This window comes from Helicobacter suis HS1, from assembly GCF_026000295.1.
Classification (GTDB): Bacteria; Campylobacterota; Campylobacteria; order Campylobacterales; family Helicobacteraceae; genus Helicobacter; species Helicobacter suis.
In genome coordinates, this window is record NZ_AP026769.1 from 1,524,369 (window position 1) to 1,540,039 (window position 15,671).

At 39.5% G+C, this 15,671-nt stretch carries 16 protein-coding genes and 3 pseudogenes; 7 read left to right on the forward strand and 12 right to left on the reverse strand.

Annotated elements, in window-relative coordinates:
* Nucleotides 1–28: 28 nt before the first annotated feature.
* The gene (glmU, locus tag OO773_RS08455; protein WP_073115605.1) at nucleotides 29–1,345 is read right to left on the reverse strand and encodes a bifunctional UDP-N-acetylglucosamine diphosphorylase/glucosamine-1-phosphate N-acetyltransferase GlmU; all 1,317 of its coding nucleotides are present in this window, start codon (nucleotides 1,343–1,345) and stop codon (nucleotides 29–31) included.
* A 74-nt stretch (nucleotides 1,346–1,419) separates the two neighbouring features.
* Here glmU and fliP point away from each other — a divergent pair, with 74 nt between their 5' ends.
* A complete protein-coding gene (gene fliP / locus OO773_RS08460; protein WP_006563849.1) occupies nucleotides 1,420–2,172 on the forward strand; it encodes a flagellar type III secretion system pore protein FliP in 753 nt (250 codons plus the stop codon).
* Here the strand turns inward: fliP and OO773_RS08465 are convergent.
* The 3 genes from OO773_RS08465 to OO773_RS08475 are packed head-to-tail and all read right to left on the reverse strand — an operon-like array spanning nucleotide 2,143 to nucleotide 4,082.
* Complete coding sequence (locus OO773_RS08465) at nucleotides 2,143–2,574, reverse strand: DUF4149 domain-containing protein (RefSeq protein ID WP_233424209.1); 432 nt, start codon at nucleotides 2,572–2,574, stop codon at nucleotides 2,143–2,145. The genes fliP and OO773_RS08465 overlap by 30 nt on opposite strands.
* 43 nt (nucleotides 2,575–2,617) lie before the next feature.
* On the reverse strand, nucleotides 2,618–3,256 hold the full coding sequence (locus OO773_RS08470; RefSeq protein ID WP_034376008.1) for an outer membrane beta-barrel protein: 639 nt from the start codon (nucleotides 3,254–3,256) through the stop codon (nucleotides 2,618–2,620).
* Between the two features lie 10 nt (nucleotides 3,257–3,266).
* Nucleotides 3,267–4,082, reverse strand: a complete 816-nt coding sequence (locus tag OO773_RS08475; RefSeq protein ID WP_176485200.1) for a flagellar hook-basal body protein — start codon at nucleotides 4,080–4,082, stop codon at nucleotides 3,267–3,269.
* A gap of 53 nt (nucleotides 4,083–4,135) precedes the next feature.
* On the opposite strand from OO773_RS08475, the gene OO773_RS08480 reads away from it, so the two are divergent.
* Both OO773_RS08480 and OO773_RS08485 read left to right on the forward strand, forming a co-directional pair.
* The gene (locus OO773_RS08480) at nucleotides 4,136–4,714 is read left to right on the forward strand and encodes a DedA family protein (protein ID WP_050780127.1); all 579 of its coding nucleotides are present in this window, start codon (nucleotides 4,136–4,138) and stop codon (nucleotides 4,712–4,714) included.
* 54 nt (nucleotides 4,715–4,768) lie between these two features.
* Nucleotides 4,769–4,942, forward strand: a complete 174-nt coding sequence (locus OO773_RS08485) for a hypothetical protein (protein WP_155729039.1) — start codon at nucleotides 4,769–4,771, stop codon at nucleotides 4,940–4,942.
* A gap of 77 nt (nucleotides 4,943–5,019) precedes the next feature.
* Here OO773_RS08485 and OO773_RS08490 read toward each other — a convergent pair whose 3' ends face one another.
* The 3 genes from OO773_RS08490 to OO773_RS08500 form a co-directional block, all read right to left on the reverse strand.
* A complete protein-coding gene (locus OO773_RS08490; protein WP_050780128.1) occupies nucleotides 5,020–7,335 on the reverse strand; it encodes an outer membrane beta-barrel protein in 2,316 nt (771 codons plus the stop codon).
* A 123-nt stretch (nucleotides 7,336–7,458) separates the two neighbouring features.
* Nucleotides 7,459–8,052, reverse strand: coding sequence for an outer membrane beta-barrel protein (locus OO773_RS08495; protein WP_073115602.1), 594 nt, complete (start codon nucleotides 8,050–8,052; stop codon nucleotides 7,459–7,461).
* Between the two features lie 725 nt (nucleotides 8,053–8,777).
* Nucleotides 8,778–9,257 (reverse strand): hypothetical protein, encoded by a 480-nt coding sequence (locus OO773_RS08500; protein WP_141556970.1) that lies wholly within the window; start codon nucleotides 9,255–9,257, stop codon nucleotides 8,778–8,780.
* A 133-nt stretch (nucleotides 9,258–9,390) separates the two neighbouring features.
* Here OO773_RS08500 and OO773_RS08505 point away from each other — a divergent pair, with 133 nt between their 5' ends.
* The 3 genes and pseudogenes from OO773_RS08505 to OO773_RS08515 all read left to right on the forward strand — a co-directional run.
* Nucleotides 9,391–9,576, forward strand: coding sequence for a hypothetical protein (locus OO773_RS08505; RefSeq protein WP_040499129.1), 186 nt, complete (start codon nucleotides 9,391–9,393; stop codon nucleotides 9,574–9,576).
* A 31-nt stretch (nucleotides 9,577–9,607) separates the two neighbouring features.
* Complete coding sequence (locus tag OO773_RS08510) at nucleotides 9,608–10,159, forward strand: hypothetical protein (protein ID WP_141556971.1); 552 nt, start codon at nucleotides 9,608–9,610, stop codon at nucleotides 10,157–10,159.
* Nucleotides 10,160–10,847: 688 nt separating this feature from the next.
* A pseudogene (locus OO773_RS08515) lies at nucleotides 10,848–11,225 on the forward strand (Z1 domain-containing protein); the annotation flags it as partial.
* Nucleotides 11,226–11,403: 178 nt separating this feature from the next.
* Here OO773_RS08515 and OO773_RS08520 read toward each other — a convergent pair.
* Nucleotides 11,404–11,529: pseudogene (locus OO773_RS08520) on the reverse strand (hypothetical protein); the annotation flags it as partial.
* Nucleotides 11,530–11,603: 74 nt separating this feature from the next.
* On the opposite strand from OO773_RS08520, the gene OO773_RS08525 reads away from it, so the two are divergent.
* Nucleotides 11,604–11,957 carry a hypothetical protein gene (locus OO773_RS08525; protein ID WP_163499958.1) on the forward strand — a complete coding sequence of 118 codons (354 nt, stop codon included), beginning with the start codon at nucleotides 11,604–11,606 and terminating at the stop codon, nucleotides 11,955–11,957.
* Between the two features lie 89 nt (nucleotides 11,958–12,046).
* Here OO773_RS08525 and OO773_RS08530 read toward each other — a convergent pair.
* The 4 genes and pseudogenes from OO773_RS08530 to OO773_RS08545 all read right to left on the reverse strand — a co-directional run.
* Nucleotides 12,047–12,351 (reverse strand): annotated as a pseudogene (locus OO773_RS08530) (phosphomannomutase/phosphoglucomutase); the annotation flags it as partial.
* Between the two features lie 147 nt (nucleotides 12,352–12,498).
* Nucleotides 12,499–12,648 (reverse strand): hypothetical protein, encoded by a 150-nt coding sequence (locus OO773_RS08535; RefSeq protein ID WP_163556552.1) that lies wholly within the window; start codon nucleotides 12,646–12,648, stop codon nucleotides 12,499–12,501.
* 44 nt (nucleotides 12,649–12,692) lie between these two features.
* Nucleotides 12,693–14,084 carry a phosphomannomutase/phosphoglucomutase gene (locus tag OO773_RS08540; protein WP_006564112.1) on the reverse strand — a complete coding sequence of 464 codons (1,392 nt, stop codon included), beginning with the start codon at nucleotides 14,082–14,084 and terminating at the stop codon, nucleotides 12,693–12,695.
* Between the two features lie 8 nt (nucleotides 14,085–14,092).
* A complete protein-coding gene (locus OO773_RS08545) occupies nucleotides 14,093–15,637 on the reverse strand; it encodes a tetratricopeptide repeat protein (RefSeq protein ID WP_264828539.1) in 1,545 nt (514 codons plus the stop codon).
* Nucleotides 15,638–15,671: the final 34 nt, after the last annotated feature.

The following is a 15,671-nucleotide window of genomic DNA, read 5'->3' on the forward strand; positions in this document are numbered from 1 at the left end:
AGGCTTAGCACTAAAGCCTAAAGCACAACTACACTTTGGGAGTTTTATTAAAAAACCGGTAATAACCTTGAGCTTTATTAATTTGAGGGGCGCGTGTTAGCACTAAATCCCCCTCTTGCATTTCTTGACTCACACTGCTACCCGCTCCGATGAGTACATGGGAGGGAATATTTAAAGGAGCGATAAGCTGGGTATCACTACCAATAAATACATTTTCCCCAATGGTGATAGAGTGCTTATTTTTGCCATCATAATTACAGGTGATTACCCCCGCTCCAATATTAGTTCCTCTTTGGATTTGACAATCCCCTAAATAGCTCAAATGCCCGGCCTTTACGCCGCTTAATTGGGCATTTTTGATTTCTACAAAATTACCCACATGGCTATCAATAATAGAACAGCCCGGGCGGATATGGGCAAGTGGCCCAACACTACTAGCTATAATTGTGCTTTGCTCAATCACACTATGGGCTTTAATGTGTGCGTCTTTAAGATAACAAGGCCCTATAAGACATACCCCCTGCTCTAAAATACAATTTCCTTCAAAAACCACGCCTTTTTCTAAATAGATTGTGTGTTCTAAGTGCATGCACACGCCTAGATCCATTGCGCTTTGGCGTAACCTCTTAAGCATCACCTCCTCAGCCTTTGCGCGCTCACTTTGGGAGTTAACGCCTAAAAAGTAAGTTGGGTTGACAAATACGGGGGTAAATTCTACACCTGCTTGAGTTGCTAACTGCACTAATTGGGTTAAATAGTATTCTTTCTGCGCATTTAAATTATCTAGCTTAGGTAGAAATGTGTTTAAAAGTGCTTGATCAAAGAGATAAACCCCCGCATTGAGGGTATCAAGGGCTAGAGTGGTTGTATTGGCGTCTTTTTCCTCAATAATGGCTTTGACTTTTCCTTGCTTGAGTTGTACACGCCCATAGCCGGCTGGATTTTCTAGCTTAAAAACCCCAATGGCATTATTTGCTTTGTTAATAAAGGGTTGTAGTGCCTCCTTAGTGATTAAAGGCATGTCGGCATTGAGGACTAACACATGGGAGTGGGCAGTTTTAAGAGGATTTTTATCTTCATTCATGAGTGCCCCGCCAGTGCCCGGGAAGTTTGGATTTTGTAAATGTAAAGAGAAGGGTGTATCTTTGAATGCCTTTTTAATCACCGCCTCTATTTTCTCATGCTGGTGTTGTAAGATCACATGCACATCATCACTAATACAAAGTGCTTCTTGTAAAATCCAAAGCAACATTTCCTGCCCACAAATTTTATGCAAAACTTTAGGCAAAGAAGAGCGCATGCGCGTCCCCTTACCTGCTGCTAAAATCACAACCGAAACCGCCATTAATCCCCTTTAGGCAATTTTAACATCAGGATTATTATACTCAAAGTTTCTCATCCCCATCCAAAGGTCTATTGTTGCGCTTTTTTCTCTTTTGGGCTATTTTGGCTTTTTCTTTAGCATGTGCTGCAACACTTAAAGACCCGGTTATCCCTACTATTAATCTTTCACTAAGTGCCCCCCATACACCTACCCAGCTTGTAACAACGCTAAATGTTGTGTTAGTACTCACCCTTCTAGTGCTAGCCCCTTCGCTTGTTTTAGTGATGACAAGTTTTATCCGCCTCATTGTGGTTTTTTCTTTTCTGCGTACAGCCCTAGGTACGCAACAAACCCCGCCCACACAAATTTTAGTCTCTCTAGCCCTCATCTTGACCTTTTTTATCATGGAACCTGCAGCTAAACAAAGCTATGAAAGCGCGATCAAGCCCTATTTAGTAGAAAAGATTTCTTATACGGAGGCTTTTGAAAAGGGAATTGTACCCTTTAAAGAATTTATGCTTAAAAACACCCGTGAAAAAGACTTAGCCCTCTTTTTTAGAATCCGCCGTTTGGAAAACCCTAAAAACGCTAGTGCTGTGCCCTTAAATATCTTAGTACCCGCCTTTATGATTAGTGAGCTTAAAACGGCCTTTCAAATTGGCTTTTTACTCTACTTACCTTTTTTGGTAATTGATATGGTGGTGAGTTCTATTTTAATGGCTATGGGTATGATGATGTTGCCCCCAGTGATGATCTCCTTACCCTTTAAGATTTTAGTTTTTATTTTAGTAGACGGGTTTAATCTCTTAGTAGAAAATTTAGTGGCTAGTTTTAGGCATATTTCTTAAAGCGCGGCTAACAAATGAAAAACAAAGCAGAGTTAAAAGAATTTTAAAGATGATTTCACTTTGCGCGTGCATTTGTATAAATTTTTCACTTGTAGTATAAACACTCCCTAGACTTTGAGCCCTAAGAATAAAGGGTGTGTAATAAAAGCTGAAGAGAAAAATCAAAACAGAACTAGCCAGATGAGATAGGCGTAAAAGAATAGCTTTTTTGAGTATTAAACTATCTAGCACTAAGATACAGGCTAGGGCGTTTAAAACCCAATTAGAGCGGATAAAAATATGACTCATTAAAATACCTGCATCATACCGGGTAAGAGGTGTGGGTAAAATACTAGAAGTTTTAAAAATAACAGGGGCTACACAGGCTCCGGTAAAAATTACAACCCCAACCCCTATACCCATGAATAAAAGAACTAAAACCCCCCATAGACGCGCTAACAGAGGACTAAAAGAGAAAGTAATAGGCGGCTGTAAAAGCCCAATCGCGCTTGAGGGAAAGATAAGTATTTTCCATAACTGGGGTATACATGTGCGTAACACGCATAGGGATTTTAACCCCTAACTCAAAAGCGCTATGTCTAGCCACCACAAGCCTAACCCCTGTATTAAACATCCATTGAAATTGTGTGGCATTGCTTCCATTTACAGCAGACCAAGTATTGCCCCCTACAGCCACCCCGCCAAAAACACCAAAATTAGATCGCTCCCCATTGAATAAATTAATGAGTAAATCTATTCCCACCCCATAACCGGATAAATTAAAGGTATTTCTACCAAAATACGAGGCATTGTTATACACAATCTTACCAAAGTTAGTTAGCCCCCAGTTATAAAAGCCATAATAACGCAACCCAAAATACCCCTTTTGTCCAAAAAGCTGGTTATAACCTATATGCACCCCTATGCCTTGAGTGATGGCGTTACGATCAGCATAGCTAGGGGTTTGATCGTGTAAAACACGCGCCTTAAAAGTAGAACCCCCCACTTCATACATCGCGCCTACAAAAAAAGCGCTTTGTTCTGCTTGTAAATTCCCTATTAGAGTCAGTGCTCCCGTTAGAATTAAAGTTTTTGATAATTGCATTAAATTTCCTTTATGCACGGAGAGCTAACTTATTAATGGCCTCTGTATGCATGTCGTCCATATGGGTTTTTAAAACTTTAGAATACATGTCTACTAGGCGGTTAGCCTCAATTAAGCGAGTCATTTCAAGTACGGCGTTTACATTGCTTTTTTCTAGGAAGTGTTGGCGCACAATAGGCGCATTGAGTTCTACTCTTTCTGCCATTTTTTCTTGTGGGTAGGTGTATAAATTATTGCCTATTTTCTTTAAAAGCTTTTGGCTTTCAAACCCTACAATGGCTAAATTACCCCCCGGCACTTCCTCATCACCCTGTCTAAAAAATATCGCCCCATTAGGATTAACACTTACACTAGATCCGGGCAACATCTGAATTCCTGCTTGGTTTTCAATACCCCCACGGCTTAGTACATGGTAACCCTCTTTGGTGCTTAAAAACCCCTGTGAATCAATAGTAAAACTCCCATCTCGCGTAAAAGCCACCCCCTGTGGGGTTTGCACGGCAAAATAAGCATTAGAATCACTTAAAGCAAAATCTAGTTCATTATCTGTTTTTTGCATAGGGCCTAAGCTATAATCAGTGTAGCGCTCAGTGATAATGGGCACGCGATTAAGATTGCGGTTAAGATATTTAGCCGCTTGTTTGGTTTGATCGTGTAGGGGGAGTTTATCGCGGTAGTTTTGATAAAGCCGTAAAAAATCGCCCACCACCACATCATCGCGCTTAAAACCGGGGGTGTTTAGATTAGCTAAATTATTAGAAATTTGATCTAATTTATTAAACTCGCTAACCATTCCACCGGTAGCAGCATAGTAGCCACTTGTCATATAGACTCCTAAAACTTTTGTGTTATTATACCATAAAATTCTCAAGGACTAGCGTGCAAGAGACCCTCCAGCATTTCCAAGATATGTTTCATACATGGGGTTATTTATTATTATTTGTCTATTCGCTTGGAAGTGGCTATGTGGGGATTGTGCTAGCTGGGATTTTAAGCGCTGGGGGGCACATGGATATTAAAGTGAGCATGCTAGTAGCGGGTTTGGGTAATTTTGTGGGGAGTTGTTTACTGGTGTATGTGGGGCGTACCCAAAAAAAAGAATTGCATGCCTATTTAACCAAACACAGACGCAAATTTGCTTTAATTTATATCTGGATACGCAAATACGGCGCGTGGTTGATCTTTATTAACAAGTACATTTATGGGGTTAAAACTATGGTGCCTTTAGCCATTGGCCTAAGTAAGTTTGATTTTAAACGCTTTATGTGGCTAAATGCTCTCTCTTGTATACTTTGGACTTTAATTTTAAGTTTGCTAGCCTACTATGCAAGTACTTGGATGCGCCACTCTTTAGAACAAAGTAGTACTTACTCTTATGTGCTGCCCTCAATTTTTATAGGATTTCTTATTATGATGTGGCTTTTAATCATAAAATTAAGCAAAAAAGTTAATCGTTAACACGCAGTTATTTTAAAAAGTGTAGCGTTAAACTCTCAATTAAAGGAGATTTTTATGAAAATTAAGTGGTTTGTTTTTATCCTGAGTAGTGTTTTGGTGATGGGTTGTACTAAAACTGCAGGTACGGCTAATTGTTCAAATAAAAAGCCCGCTGTTGCAAAAGGTCTAGCCCAGCAAGCCCCAGCCGATCAATGCCCTAATGATGGCGAACCTAAACAAGTAGAATAAATAACGCAGCTAGTGCTAATAGATTTTTAGCTAGTGTTGCTTGTTTTCAACAAATTACCTACTAAGCTGGGGTTTTGTTACAGCATTGGAAAGATCGTAAAGCCCATAAAAATACCTGTACTTCTATAGCTATCAATGAGTTTAAGGCTACCATCTGGATCAAGACTACGGGTTTGATTAACTAGCGGAATATGCGCGCCCAAACTCCATTTAAAACGGTTAAACCGCGCGCTTATGCCCACCGTTATATCAATATTTAAATCATAGCGCATAAGCGAGCCCCCAAAATAATTCGCATTCCAAAAGTTTACCACCCCTAAAAGCCCAGCAAATAAACCATAAGCTCTAACTTGTACATGCCCTATTCTAGGAAGCCCCATTTTAGGTACGCTAATCTTGCTATAAACATTAAAAAGTAAATTACTCCCCACGCCTAGTTGGTAGCGATTAAGATTATCTATACTGCTTTGTGTACCCATATACAAATAGCGATAGCCTGCATAGCCATAATAAGACATTCCCACAAAGGAATTAAAATATTTTTGATACCCGGCAGTTGTAAATAGCCCTATTCTTAAAGAGTTTTGGCGCAAATCTTTAGTAGAAAAGGTGATTAAGGGGGCTTGGGGTTTTTGTACTTGGGGCAGATTAGCCGCATTAGTGCTAATAGGAATAATGTCGCTTGGGGTAGTGGGGGTTAGAGTGGGGATATTAGGCATAGATTGGAGGGGAAAGATTTGTTGGGGGGTAAAATTTTTCCAGTTATCGTAGGCACTCTGGGCGGTGTTGATACTAGCTTGTGCAGAATCAGAGCTTGGACTTGTGCTAGAACCAGTGGGGCCATAGGCGGTTTCAAGGACATCGTGTAAGACATCAGAAACTTGATTAGTTAAAAACCCAAAATAGCCCACAAAAATTGCATTCGCCCAAGAGTTGTATCCGCAGACTTGATAGCCTTCTGAAAAACTTAGTCCCACTGTAGGGCTCCGATAACAGTAAGTAACATTGTTCCCATATCGGGTATCTTTTGCAGCCTGTGCTGGTGTGGGGGGTGTTTGTGGGGGCTTATGAGAACCGCTTACAACGCTCATGATCCATATAGGATTAAGTACAAAAAAATCTATCATATCTGTAGCAAAGACATGGGTATAGGCATTTAAAAAGTTACTAACAGCTAAACTACTTCCACTTTGTAAATCCCCTAGTAGAGTGGTATACATAGAGGAGTTTTTAAAATTGCCCGCAAAATCAGCCGCCCCCACATAGTTATTCATCAGATTAAAAAATTTTTGGAAGTTTTGTTTATTTGCTACGCAACCCACATTTGCATGATCACAGTCAGAAGGATAAATTGTAAATTTATGCTCCAGTTTTTGTAAATTAAAAAGCGTACCCCAAATCTGTGCATTGGTATAACCGTCTTTTTTAAGCGCCTGTTCATAATCATTATAAAGCGTCCTAGTGCTGTTGGTAGTAGTTGGCGTTTGATTCCATGCATTTTCTTGATACCCACAACCATTAGCGCCAGATAAACCATTGCTAAAAATAATATTAAAGACACACAGATCGCCAGCGGTAAGATAAGAGCTATGTTGTTCATTGGTTAAAAAAAAGGTGCGTCCGTCTGCATAATTGATCCACTGGTTGTGGAAAGCCCGCCCTAAAATTTCTGTTACCCCTGTAATGGAGTTCATCGCTTGGGTGATGTCTGCATTTTTAGTAGCATTTAATGCAGAAAGCTTATTAGCATTTTCCACTGCAATTTTTTGATCATCTTGGCTTAAAGTTTTATCATCTTGGCTAAATAAGCCCACCATTTTGTTAATATCGCCAGAAAGGGTTAAGAGTGCTTGATAAACTTCAGAGGGGGTTAGAGAAGAGATATCTGTATTTAGAGGTGGGGGGAGAGATAGGGGAGTGTAGGATATGCCTAAATCCTTAGAAATTTGCTCAATCGCACTATTTAGCGATTTAAAAGTACTGATAGCCTGTTTGAGTGTCTTTAAATTTTGCGCGTTGGCTTGGTTGATCTGGGTTTGATCATGTTTAAGCGCTTGTTGTGCGCTGTTGATGAGTTGCTGGTTTTCTTTGTTGTAGGAGTTGATCGTATTGTTAAGATATTGTTGGTAGGCAGATAAAGAGCTATTCACACTAGCTAGCAGATTTTTAACATCTGGATTTTTAGCTAATGCGTCTAATTTATCAACAAGGTGATCTAGGGCTACTGAGGAGGGGTTTGCTTCTTGGAGTTGTTCGGCTAATTTTTTAAGCTGGGTAATGGTTTGTTCTTTATTATCTTGCAAAGAAGAAATAGCTTTGTCATAGGCGCTAATTTCTGCTTGGTAGGCTTGTTGGGCTTGAGTATTAATTGAGCTAGCGTTGCTACTTTGCATAATATCCCCCGGTCCCCCTCCCATGCTAAAGGAAAGAAAGGGACCATCTAAATAAGAGGAGTAGGGGTGGGCTTGGATAAAAGAAAATAGCAGAAAGAAAAGAAAAGCTAATCTTGATATCATCTAAAAAACCCGTGTAAAATTCATGAAAATTTGGGTACTTTTATAGTTATCTATAATATCAAGGGTTTCTAGCCCACCGCTTCTACTAGGGATTTTAATCACGCGGATTTGATTAGTAAGCGGGACATAAAACCCTAAACTCCATTTAAAATGATCGGTTCGTAGACTAATACCAAGTGTAGCGTTGAAGTTGGCGTTATTGTTGACATAGCTATGGCTTTGATCTAAGAGGCTTTCAGTCCAGATATTGACCATAACTAGTAAGCCGCCAAAAAAGCCGTATGCCTGCATTTTAGGGTGGGCTTTGTCTGCGTTTTTGATCTTGCTATAGACATTAAAAAGCATATTAGCGCCAAAACCTAGAGTGTAGCGGTTGACATTATTTAAATCGCTAGCCATTTTCATCGCGCTATTCATATACAAATAGCGGTAGCCAAAATAGCCATAATAAGAGACCCCAAAAAAAGGCGTGAAGTATCTTTGATACCCCCCTTCTGTTTGCATGCCTATTTGTAAAGAGTTGTACCGTCCATGTCCTGTTGGCTGTAAGGGGGGTTGTTTGGAGATTAAAACACTTCCGCCCCCAAGATTCATGCCCAAAGAGAAAAAAGCGCCACTAAGATAAGAGGCAAAAGAGCGGGCGTCTGCGACTACAAAAAAAAAAAAAAAAAACGGATAGAGCTAAAAACCTTATCATCAATCACCTAAATTCTAAAACCATTATTCCAAGAAAAAACTTGAGAAATTTGCCTAGAAACGGTTTTTCAAGCGTAGCACAAATCTAAGTGAAGTGCCCAAATGCTAAAGACATTTGGGCTTCCTAGGCTGATGTTGCCCGTAGGGAGAGTTTGGTTCTCACTCTGTGTCCCTATAGTAGGGATTTTACAGAGTTTGAGCTCCAACGCATTCCCTACAGGTCTCACACATCATATCTCCAAAGGCGTAACTTCCGACACTTCCTGCCGTAGATACGAATGTATGGGGACATTATACCACAAATTAGTGGCATTCATCCCACCCGCTAAAGACGAGTGGGATTTCTGCCGGAGAGTTTTAAATTATATCCCAATGTTTGGGGTTTATAGCCACTTAATCAACTCTCCTACCCAAGCTTCTATTTGTGTAATCCTCTAGTTTAACCACGCTCGCCCTTGACAAAAGGCACAATGTGCATGCCTCTTTTATTGAAATGCACCTTACTAAAAATTTGTCTTTGTTTTTTCTTTGATCCCGCCAAATGGCATAACTATGCCTTCAAAATCGGGGTGTTCAATAATTAATTTTTTATCCCAACACTTCGCGGCTTTTAAAATATTGCATTACGCGATCGCCTCCCTCACCTCCTCAATACTTGGCGCTCTTGTGTAGTAACTCCGCCCTTGTTTATAATTTGGGCTATCTAATACATGCCACTCTTGCTTATCATTCAAGCTTAATAAAGATAGCACGCTTTTGATTGTGGCTAGCACTCTTTGGGTGAAGGGATAGGGCTTTTCAGAAGGCGCGCGTTTAGCTAGCTCATCAAAATCTAACTTCTTAATCTCAAAGCCCTCTTTTAATACGGGCGCTTGTCTGAAGTGCTCTAAACTGACTAACTCTGTGCCTTGAATTTGCAATTCATACCAGCGCCCTAACTTTTGGCCTACTAGTTTTTGCGTGTTTTTGTTAGTGGCCATTAATAGTGGATTATCTAGCACTTCTCTAGCTAAGAAAAAATCAAAAAGATCATTAGCCGGGTTAGCCTTGAGTGTTTTAGCCTTGAGTGTAATAGGCAAACTATCCAAACTACCAAAACGCAAACTACCGCCATTTTTAGAAAGTCTCAAGAGAGTTTTAAAGCGCGCCTAATATACTTTTAAGTAGACTTGTGGCTCTTGAGTTGTCCGCATAAGTGGCTAGCTTGTTTTTATTTTTAAAGAATGGAGTGTTTTGATGGATGATCTCTATAACAAGGCTTTTAAATTCGCACAAAGAGAGCTCAAGGAAGTGTATAAGGAAAAGAGTGAAGTTATCAAAGAGGATATAAACAACCAGATACAAACCATTAAAGAGATCATGGAAAATCCATCGCTCAAAAAAAAAGATGTTTCACGGGTGCGAAGAAGAGACTTTAGATGATAATGATTATGAGCAGTTAGAAAAAGACCTAGTGGATCATTTTAATGTAAAAATGGACATGGGAGTGTCTTTCTATGGAGAGGAGCAAAGAGAACGCGACACATCGTGGTACAGTGAACTTAAACTTGGAAGTGAGAGTTTCTACTGGAATAGACTAAAGAAATATCTCGAGGATCGTTATGCACCAAAGGTGGTTAAACCAATCGATGAAGACACAGACTCAATCATGAATCGAATCGGTGATCCAAGACAAAGCAGTGAAGGTGTATATGGCATGGTAGTAGGGGCTGTGCAATCAGGCAAAACTTCAAACTATGCTTGTCTTATTAATAAAGCCGTAGACGCGGGATATAAATTCATCGTTATTCTTGCCTGGGATAAAGAGAATGTAAGAGGCCAAACACAAAGGCGAATCAATGAAATGTTTGTGGGCAAGGATAGTGCTGGTAAATTAATTGGTGTAGGAAAAGTGTCTACAGAAAAACCTCATCCTGTGAGTCTGGTAACAGAGGAAGACGATTTTAAGAGTAAAGATGTTAAAAAGGCTATTCAGTTAATCGATTTAACAACAAAAATACCTTAGTCCTAGTCGTTAAAAAGCATGAGGACGTACTTAGTAGCATTGCAAAAATATTTAGCACTTATAAGGAAAAAATTTCAGAGCATGCCATGTTACTTATTGATGATGAGTCAGATTATGGATCCATTGACATCAATAAAGCCCATGAGGAGGAACCCAGTGCTATTAATAAGGGGATTAGAGGGAAATAAAATTGCGTGCAATGGTGCTCTTATATTGCCTATACAGCCACGCCCTTTGCCAATATTTTTATCGATTTCAAGTTAGAAAAAGGCAAACTTCCCGATCTCTTTCCAAAGAATTTTATCCACTTTCTTAGACCGCCCACTAACTACTGTGGACTTCAAGAAGAAGACAGTAAGTTTATCGTTAAAAGGGGTTCAAATATTTCAGATTATGAAAGCGCCTTCCCCATAGAACACGGAAAGAATCATAAAGTTCCATATTTGCCAGCAAGCTTGTTAGAGGCTGTTCATGTTTTTTGCCTTAATATAGCTATAAGGCATCTAAGAAAGCAGAAAGAACATAACAGCATGCTAGTAAAATGTTACTCGCTTTAATAATAAACCATCGGTAATGTTTTTAGATTTAACTGTAACTCAAATACATTATGAGAACTTTAAAATTAATTTTTTCTAAAATTATAAAAATTACGAGCACACCTTGCACCTCTTAGCCCACTAGGGAGAAAGTGCAAAGAGTATTGCTTGATACGGTAGTACCCAGTGTATCAGTAAGACTTGTCAACCAAGAAAGCAAAGAGGGACTTGATTACAAACAAAGCACATTAAATGTAATTGTGGTGGGCGGATTGAGATTATCGCGTGGGCTTACACTTGAGGGGTTAAGTGTGAGTTATTTCATTCGGGGGCTACACGATTCAAAAAAATCACAGAAAAAAGTTACCGCTGATACTCTCACGCAGATGGCCCGTTGGTTTGGCTATCGGGATGGCTATGAGGATTTGTGCAAAATTTACATGCCAAAAGAAGTTCAAGATATTTTTGAAAAGATCACTGAAGTTACAAATAACCTCAAGGAACAACTTGAAAAAATGGAACAACTTAGAAAAATGAGAGATGATGAAGAACAAACTCCATTAGATGTTGCACTAAAAATTCAGCATTTTTCTGAACTGTTACCCACAGCTAGAAATAAGATGGGAAATGCTGTACTTTCACGCGGTGATGATAAGAGAATAAGTCTCTCTGATTTTTCAAAAGATGAGCAAATACATAAGGAAAATCTTATTCTGTGCATTCTTTATCTTTGCCCTCAAAACGGGTTACTAGCGTGGGTGTGGTGTTACTTGCCCGTATAAGAGCAAAGCCATGTTCAAAGACCACCCATACCCCATCAATTTCTATGATCTCAGGTTTTCAAAGAAAATCTGGAGGAAAATTTCTTATATGGTCTAAAAGAAGAAGAACATCAAATATGGTGTGTTGTGCGTTTGTTTACTAGTGGTAAGGGTGATGCCGTGGGGGATAAGTTGAAGGTTAATGGAGCAAAAACTGAAATACAGGTGCGTGCAATGGTGCGTGGGGGGGCAGAAGTACATGATGATCATGTAAAACTGGGTTATAGAAAAATAACATCTGGCAATGTCTCTAAAAACGACATAGATGAGGGTGTACCGGTTTTAACATTATATGTCCTAGATTTAAATGGAACAAATGAGGAGAAGACAGTAAGTTTATCGTTAAAAGGGGTTCCTATGTATGATCTGTATCTCCCTGGAGAAGGAAAAGGCAAGGTTTGGATTAACCAAGCGTTCCAGGAAGAGGATGGGGATGATTAGCCTTTAGAGCCTGAGAGGAAGTTTTATTTGATAGTATCTATTTTCAAAATCAGTGCACTTGGTGCACTTAATAGGGCCAGCGATTCATTTAAAAATAAACCATCTACCTGCATGTGCTGTTTTAAATCCTCTAAATTTTAGCCTCGCTTGGATCGGGGTGGTGGTTAGGAAAAGTCCCATCGGGCTTAGCATACAAACTATCAAAGCAAATATCAAGGGCTTGTAATACAGGTATAAGCCCCAAAGCCCCTACACCATTGCCAAAATCTAGCGCAATTTTATAGGGAAAGTTTTTTAAAGAGGTAAAGGCATCAATTAAATAGGTCTGATAGGTCTCTTTAGCGGGTAATGTATGCGTTTTACTTGAATGTGGCTTGAATGCTAGCGGTTTTATGCAGGATGATTTAGTGCACCTGCTAGGCTAAAATAAGGGTTTAAAAGTTTATTTTTTGAGGCTTTGTCTTGATTTATCTCTCTGTTTACTAAAGTAAACAGAACTTACGCTAAACTAGCCCCACGAAAACTTCCTAGGGCTTTAGCTCTAGGGGTTTTCAAATCTTAATGAAAGGAGATTGTTATGAGCAGCAACAGGAACAACAGCAACAACAGCAACAATAACAACAATAACAGCAATAACAGCAACCGCAATAACAGCAACAACAATAACAATAGCAATAACAGCAACAACCAAGACTAGTTATGCTATTCCCCCCTTGCTGGGGGGGCTTTAATCCCTTATCCTTTTTGTTTTTCTAGTAGATTTAGCACAGCCCTCTTGTAGTTTTGCGCGCATTCTTTATCTTTGCCCTCAAAACGGGTTACTAGCGTGGGTGTGGTGTTACTTGCCCGTACAAGAGCAAAGCCATGTTCAAAGACCACCCGTACCCCATCAATTTCTATGATCTCAACAATGGGCGGAAAATCTGGATCTAATTTTCCCTTTAGTGCGCTCTTGAGTTTTTCAATGATATTAAATTTTTCCTCTTCTTTGACACTAATTTTTTCCTCAGGGGTTTTATAAGAATAAGGTAGGGCGTTAATGATCTCTTCTAATTCTGTAGGCGTGGTGCGCACAAACAATTCTAAAAGGCGCAAACAGGCATAAAGCGCATCATCATAGCCAAAATAGCGATCGTTAAAGAATAAATGCCCGCTCATTTCAGCCGCAAAATGGGCGTTTATCTCTTTAAGTTTGACTTTTAAATTGCTATGCCCGGTTTTATACATAATAGCCTGCCCTAGCGCATTGATCGTATCATACATCACCTGCGAACATTTCACCTCGCCAATTACAATAGGTTTAATCCCCTCTTTGGCTAAACTTTGGGCAAATAAAATAGCTAGTTCATCGCCGGTATAAATGTGATTAGGTGTGAGTAAGGCGATGCGATCGCCATCTCCATCAAAGGCAAACCCTATAGAGATATTTTGTACCTGCATGTGCTGTTTTAAATCCTCTAAATTTTTAGCCTCGCTTGGATCGGGGTGGTGGTTAGGAAAAGTCCCATCGGGCTTAGCATACAAACTATCAAAGCAAATATCAAGGGCTTGTAATACAGGTATAAGCCCCAAAGCCCCTACACCATTGCCAAAATCTAGCGCAATTTTATAGGGAAAGTTTTTTAAAGAGGTAAAGGCATCAATTAAATAGGTCTGATAGGTCTCTTTAGCGGGTAATGTATGCGTTTTACTTGAATGTGGCTTGAATGCTAGCGGGTTTTTACGCATCTGCTCTTGGAGTTCTTGAATCTGCTGTCCGTAAAAGGGTTTTTGATTGATCGTGATTTTAAAACCATTGTAATTAGGCGGGTTATGTGAGCCGGTAATCATAATAGAATTTTTAAGGTGGGTATCTTGAATCGGATGAAAGGTAGCAAAGTAAGCAATAGGGGTGGGGATAAGTCCTAGATCATAGACTTTTATAAAATTTTCTAACCCGCTTTTAAGCCACTCAAAAAGAATAGGCGAGTGGGTACGTGCATCATAGCCCACAGCCACAGAGTCGCTCTCTTTAGCCATTAAAGCACCCAGATGTAAACCCAATTGGCGTACCACCTCCTCTGTGAGGTTTTGATCAAAAATCCCTCTAATGTCGTATTCTCTAAAAATACTAGAATCAAGTTGCATAAAAATCCTTAGGGTTTTAATAGATTAAGTGCCTGAGAACAGAGGTCTTTCCAAGGCGAATTAGTAGAGACGGCTACACAGGCTTTAAAAGTGTTTTGTGCTTCTACTAATTGGTTACTCTGTTTTAAAATCGTGCCCTTGCTATAAAGTACATGTTGTCTATCCTTAGGCTCTAGAGATTTACTTAATAATAAATCGCTTTGTTTTAGGGCTTCTTTGAGTTTACCCTGCCGTATTAAAGCGCTGATGAGTTGGTTTTGGGCATAGGGGGTGTAGGTGTTGTTTTCATATTTATCTTGCAAGGCAATGAGATTTTTAGCATAGAGTTCTAAAGTTGTGGGATTATTTGTACTCTTGGCTTCATTTTGCAAGAGTAAAGCATACACCTCAATCATGCGCGCATCTTCTTTAAACCATTTTGCTAAATCAGCATAAATTTTAAACGCCTCTTGTGGGTTATTAGTTTGCATATAATCTAAAAACACTGTAAAGGCAATATCATAGTGCTTTTGGCTTTGACTGAGTATAGCCAAAGAAAGCGCGTCTTTAGCGGCTAGTAAAGAATTTTGATAATCATTAAGCGCGTAGAGATTGCGCCCTTGTCTATATAGCCATGCTAGTTTATCTGTAGATTTATCTTTAAGAGCACTTTGAGAAAAGATAGCAGCCTTTTGATAAAGTGCTTGTTGGTAAAGACAATCAAAGGCCTGTATTTGTTCATCAGCATTAAAGACATGGGGATCAAAGCCAGTAACGCGTACTAAGAAAGAATTAAAGCTCTTACAATCCGCATCTTTAAGCGCTCCCTTGCCTAACTCAATTAAAGCGCCTTGTACATAAGGGGAGCTTTGTTTGAGTTTAAGCTCTAAAACCTGACTATAATACCGGTGTTCTAAAAGTAAAGCCGCCTTATACTCCAAAGCCTTTTGGTATTCATCAGAACTTGCGGGGTAATCTTTAAGGATTTGGTTATAACGGGCTAATTTTTCATCATAATTCCCATGCATTAAAAATAGCACTTTTTTATCGCGGGCTTTGACTAAGGCGATGTGGGTAGCGTTATTGTAATTATCTATGTATTCTGAGTTAGCTAGGTGGGCTTCATTGGGCTGGTTGTTTTTCTCATAGAGTAGACCTAATTCAAAGGTAGCTTTTTCTTGGACATTAAAATCATTGCTTTGATGGGAGAGAAGGGTAGCGATTTTAATAGCGGGTCTAAAAATGGCGCGGTTTTTAAGTTCAGTGAGTAGATCATAGGATCTAGCCGGGTGTTTCATGAAATATTCGTATTTTACCCCAAAACATAGAAAAGGGAGGAATACCGGGCTAAAGAGCATAAAAAGATCGCGCTTAATAGTCCAATTAAAAGCAATGTCGCTTATCAAGCCATTAAAGTTAGCCTCTTGATAGGCTTTTTGAAACCCCATTAAAGCCGCGCTACGATTACCCTCATTGGCTGCTTGCTGTGCTAAACGCATTTGCGAGAGAGGAGAATAGCGACTTTTAGGGTATTCCTCAATAATGCGCTTAAAAGTTGAAGCTGCTTGGGGCATGTGAGAAATAGAACTATAAGCATTGCCTAAAGTA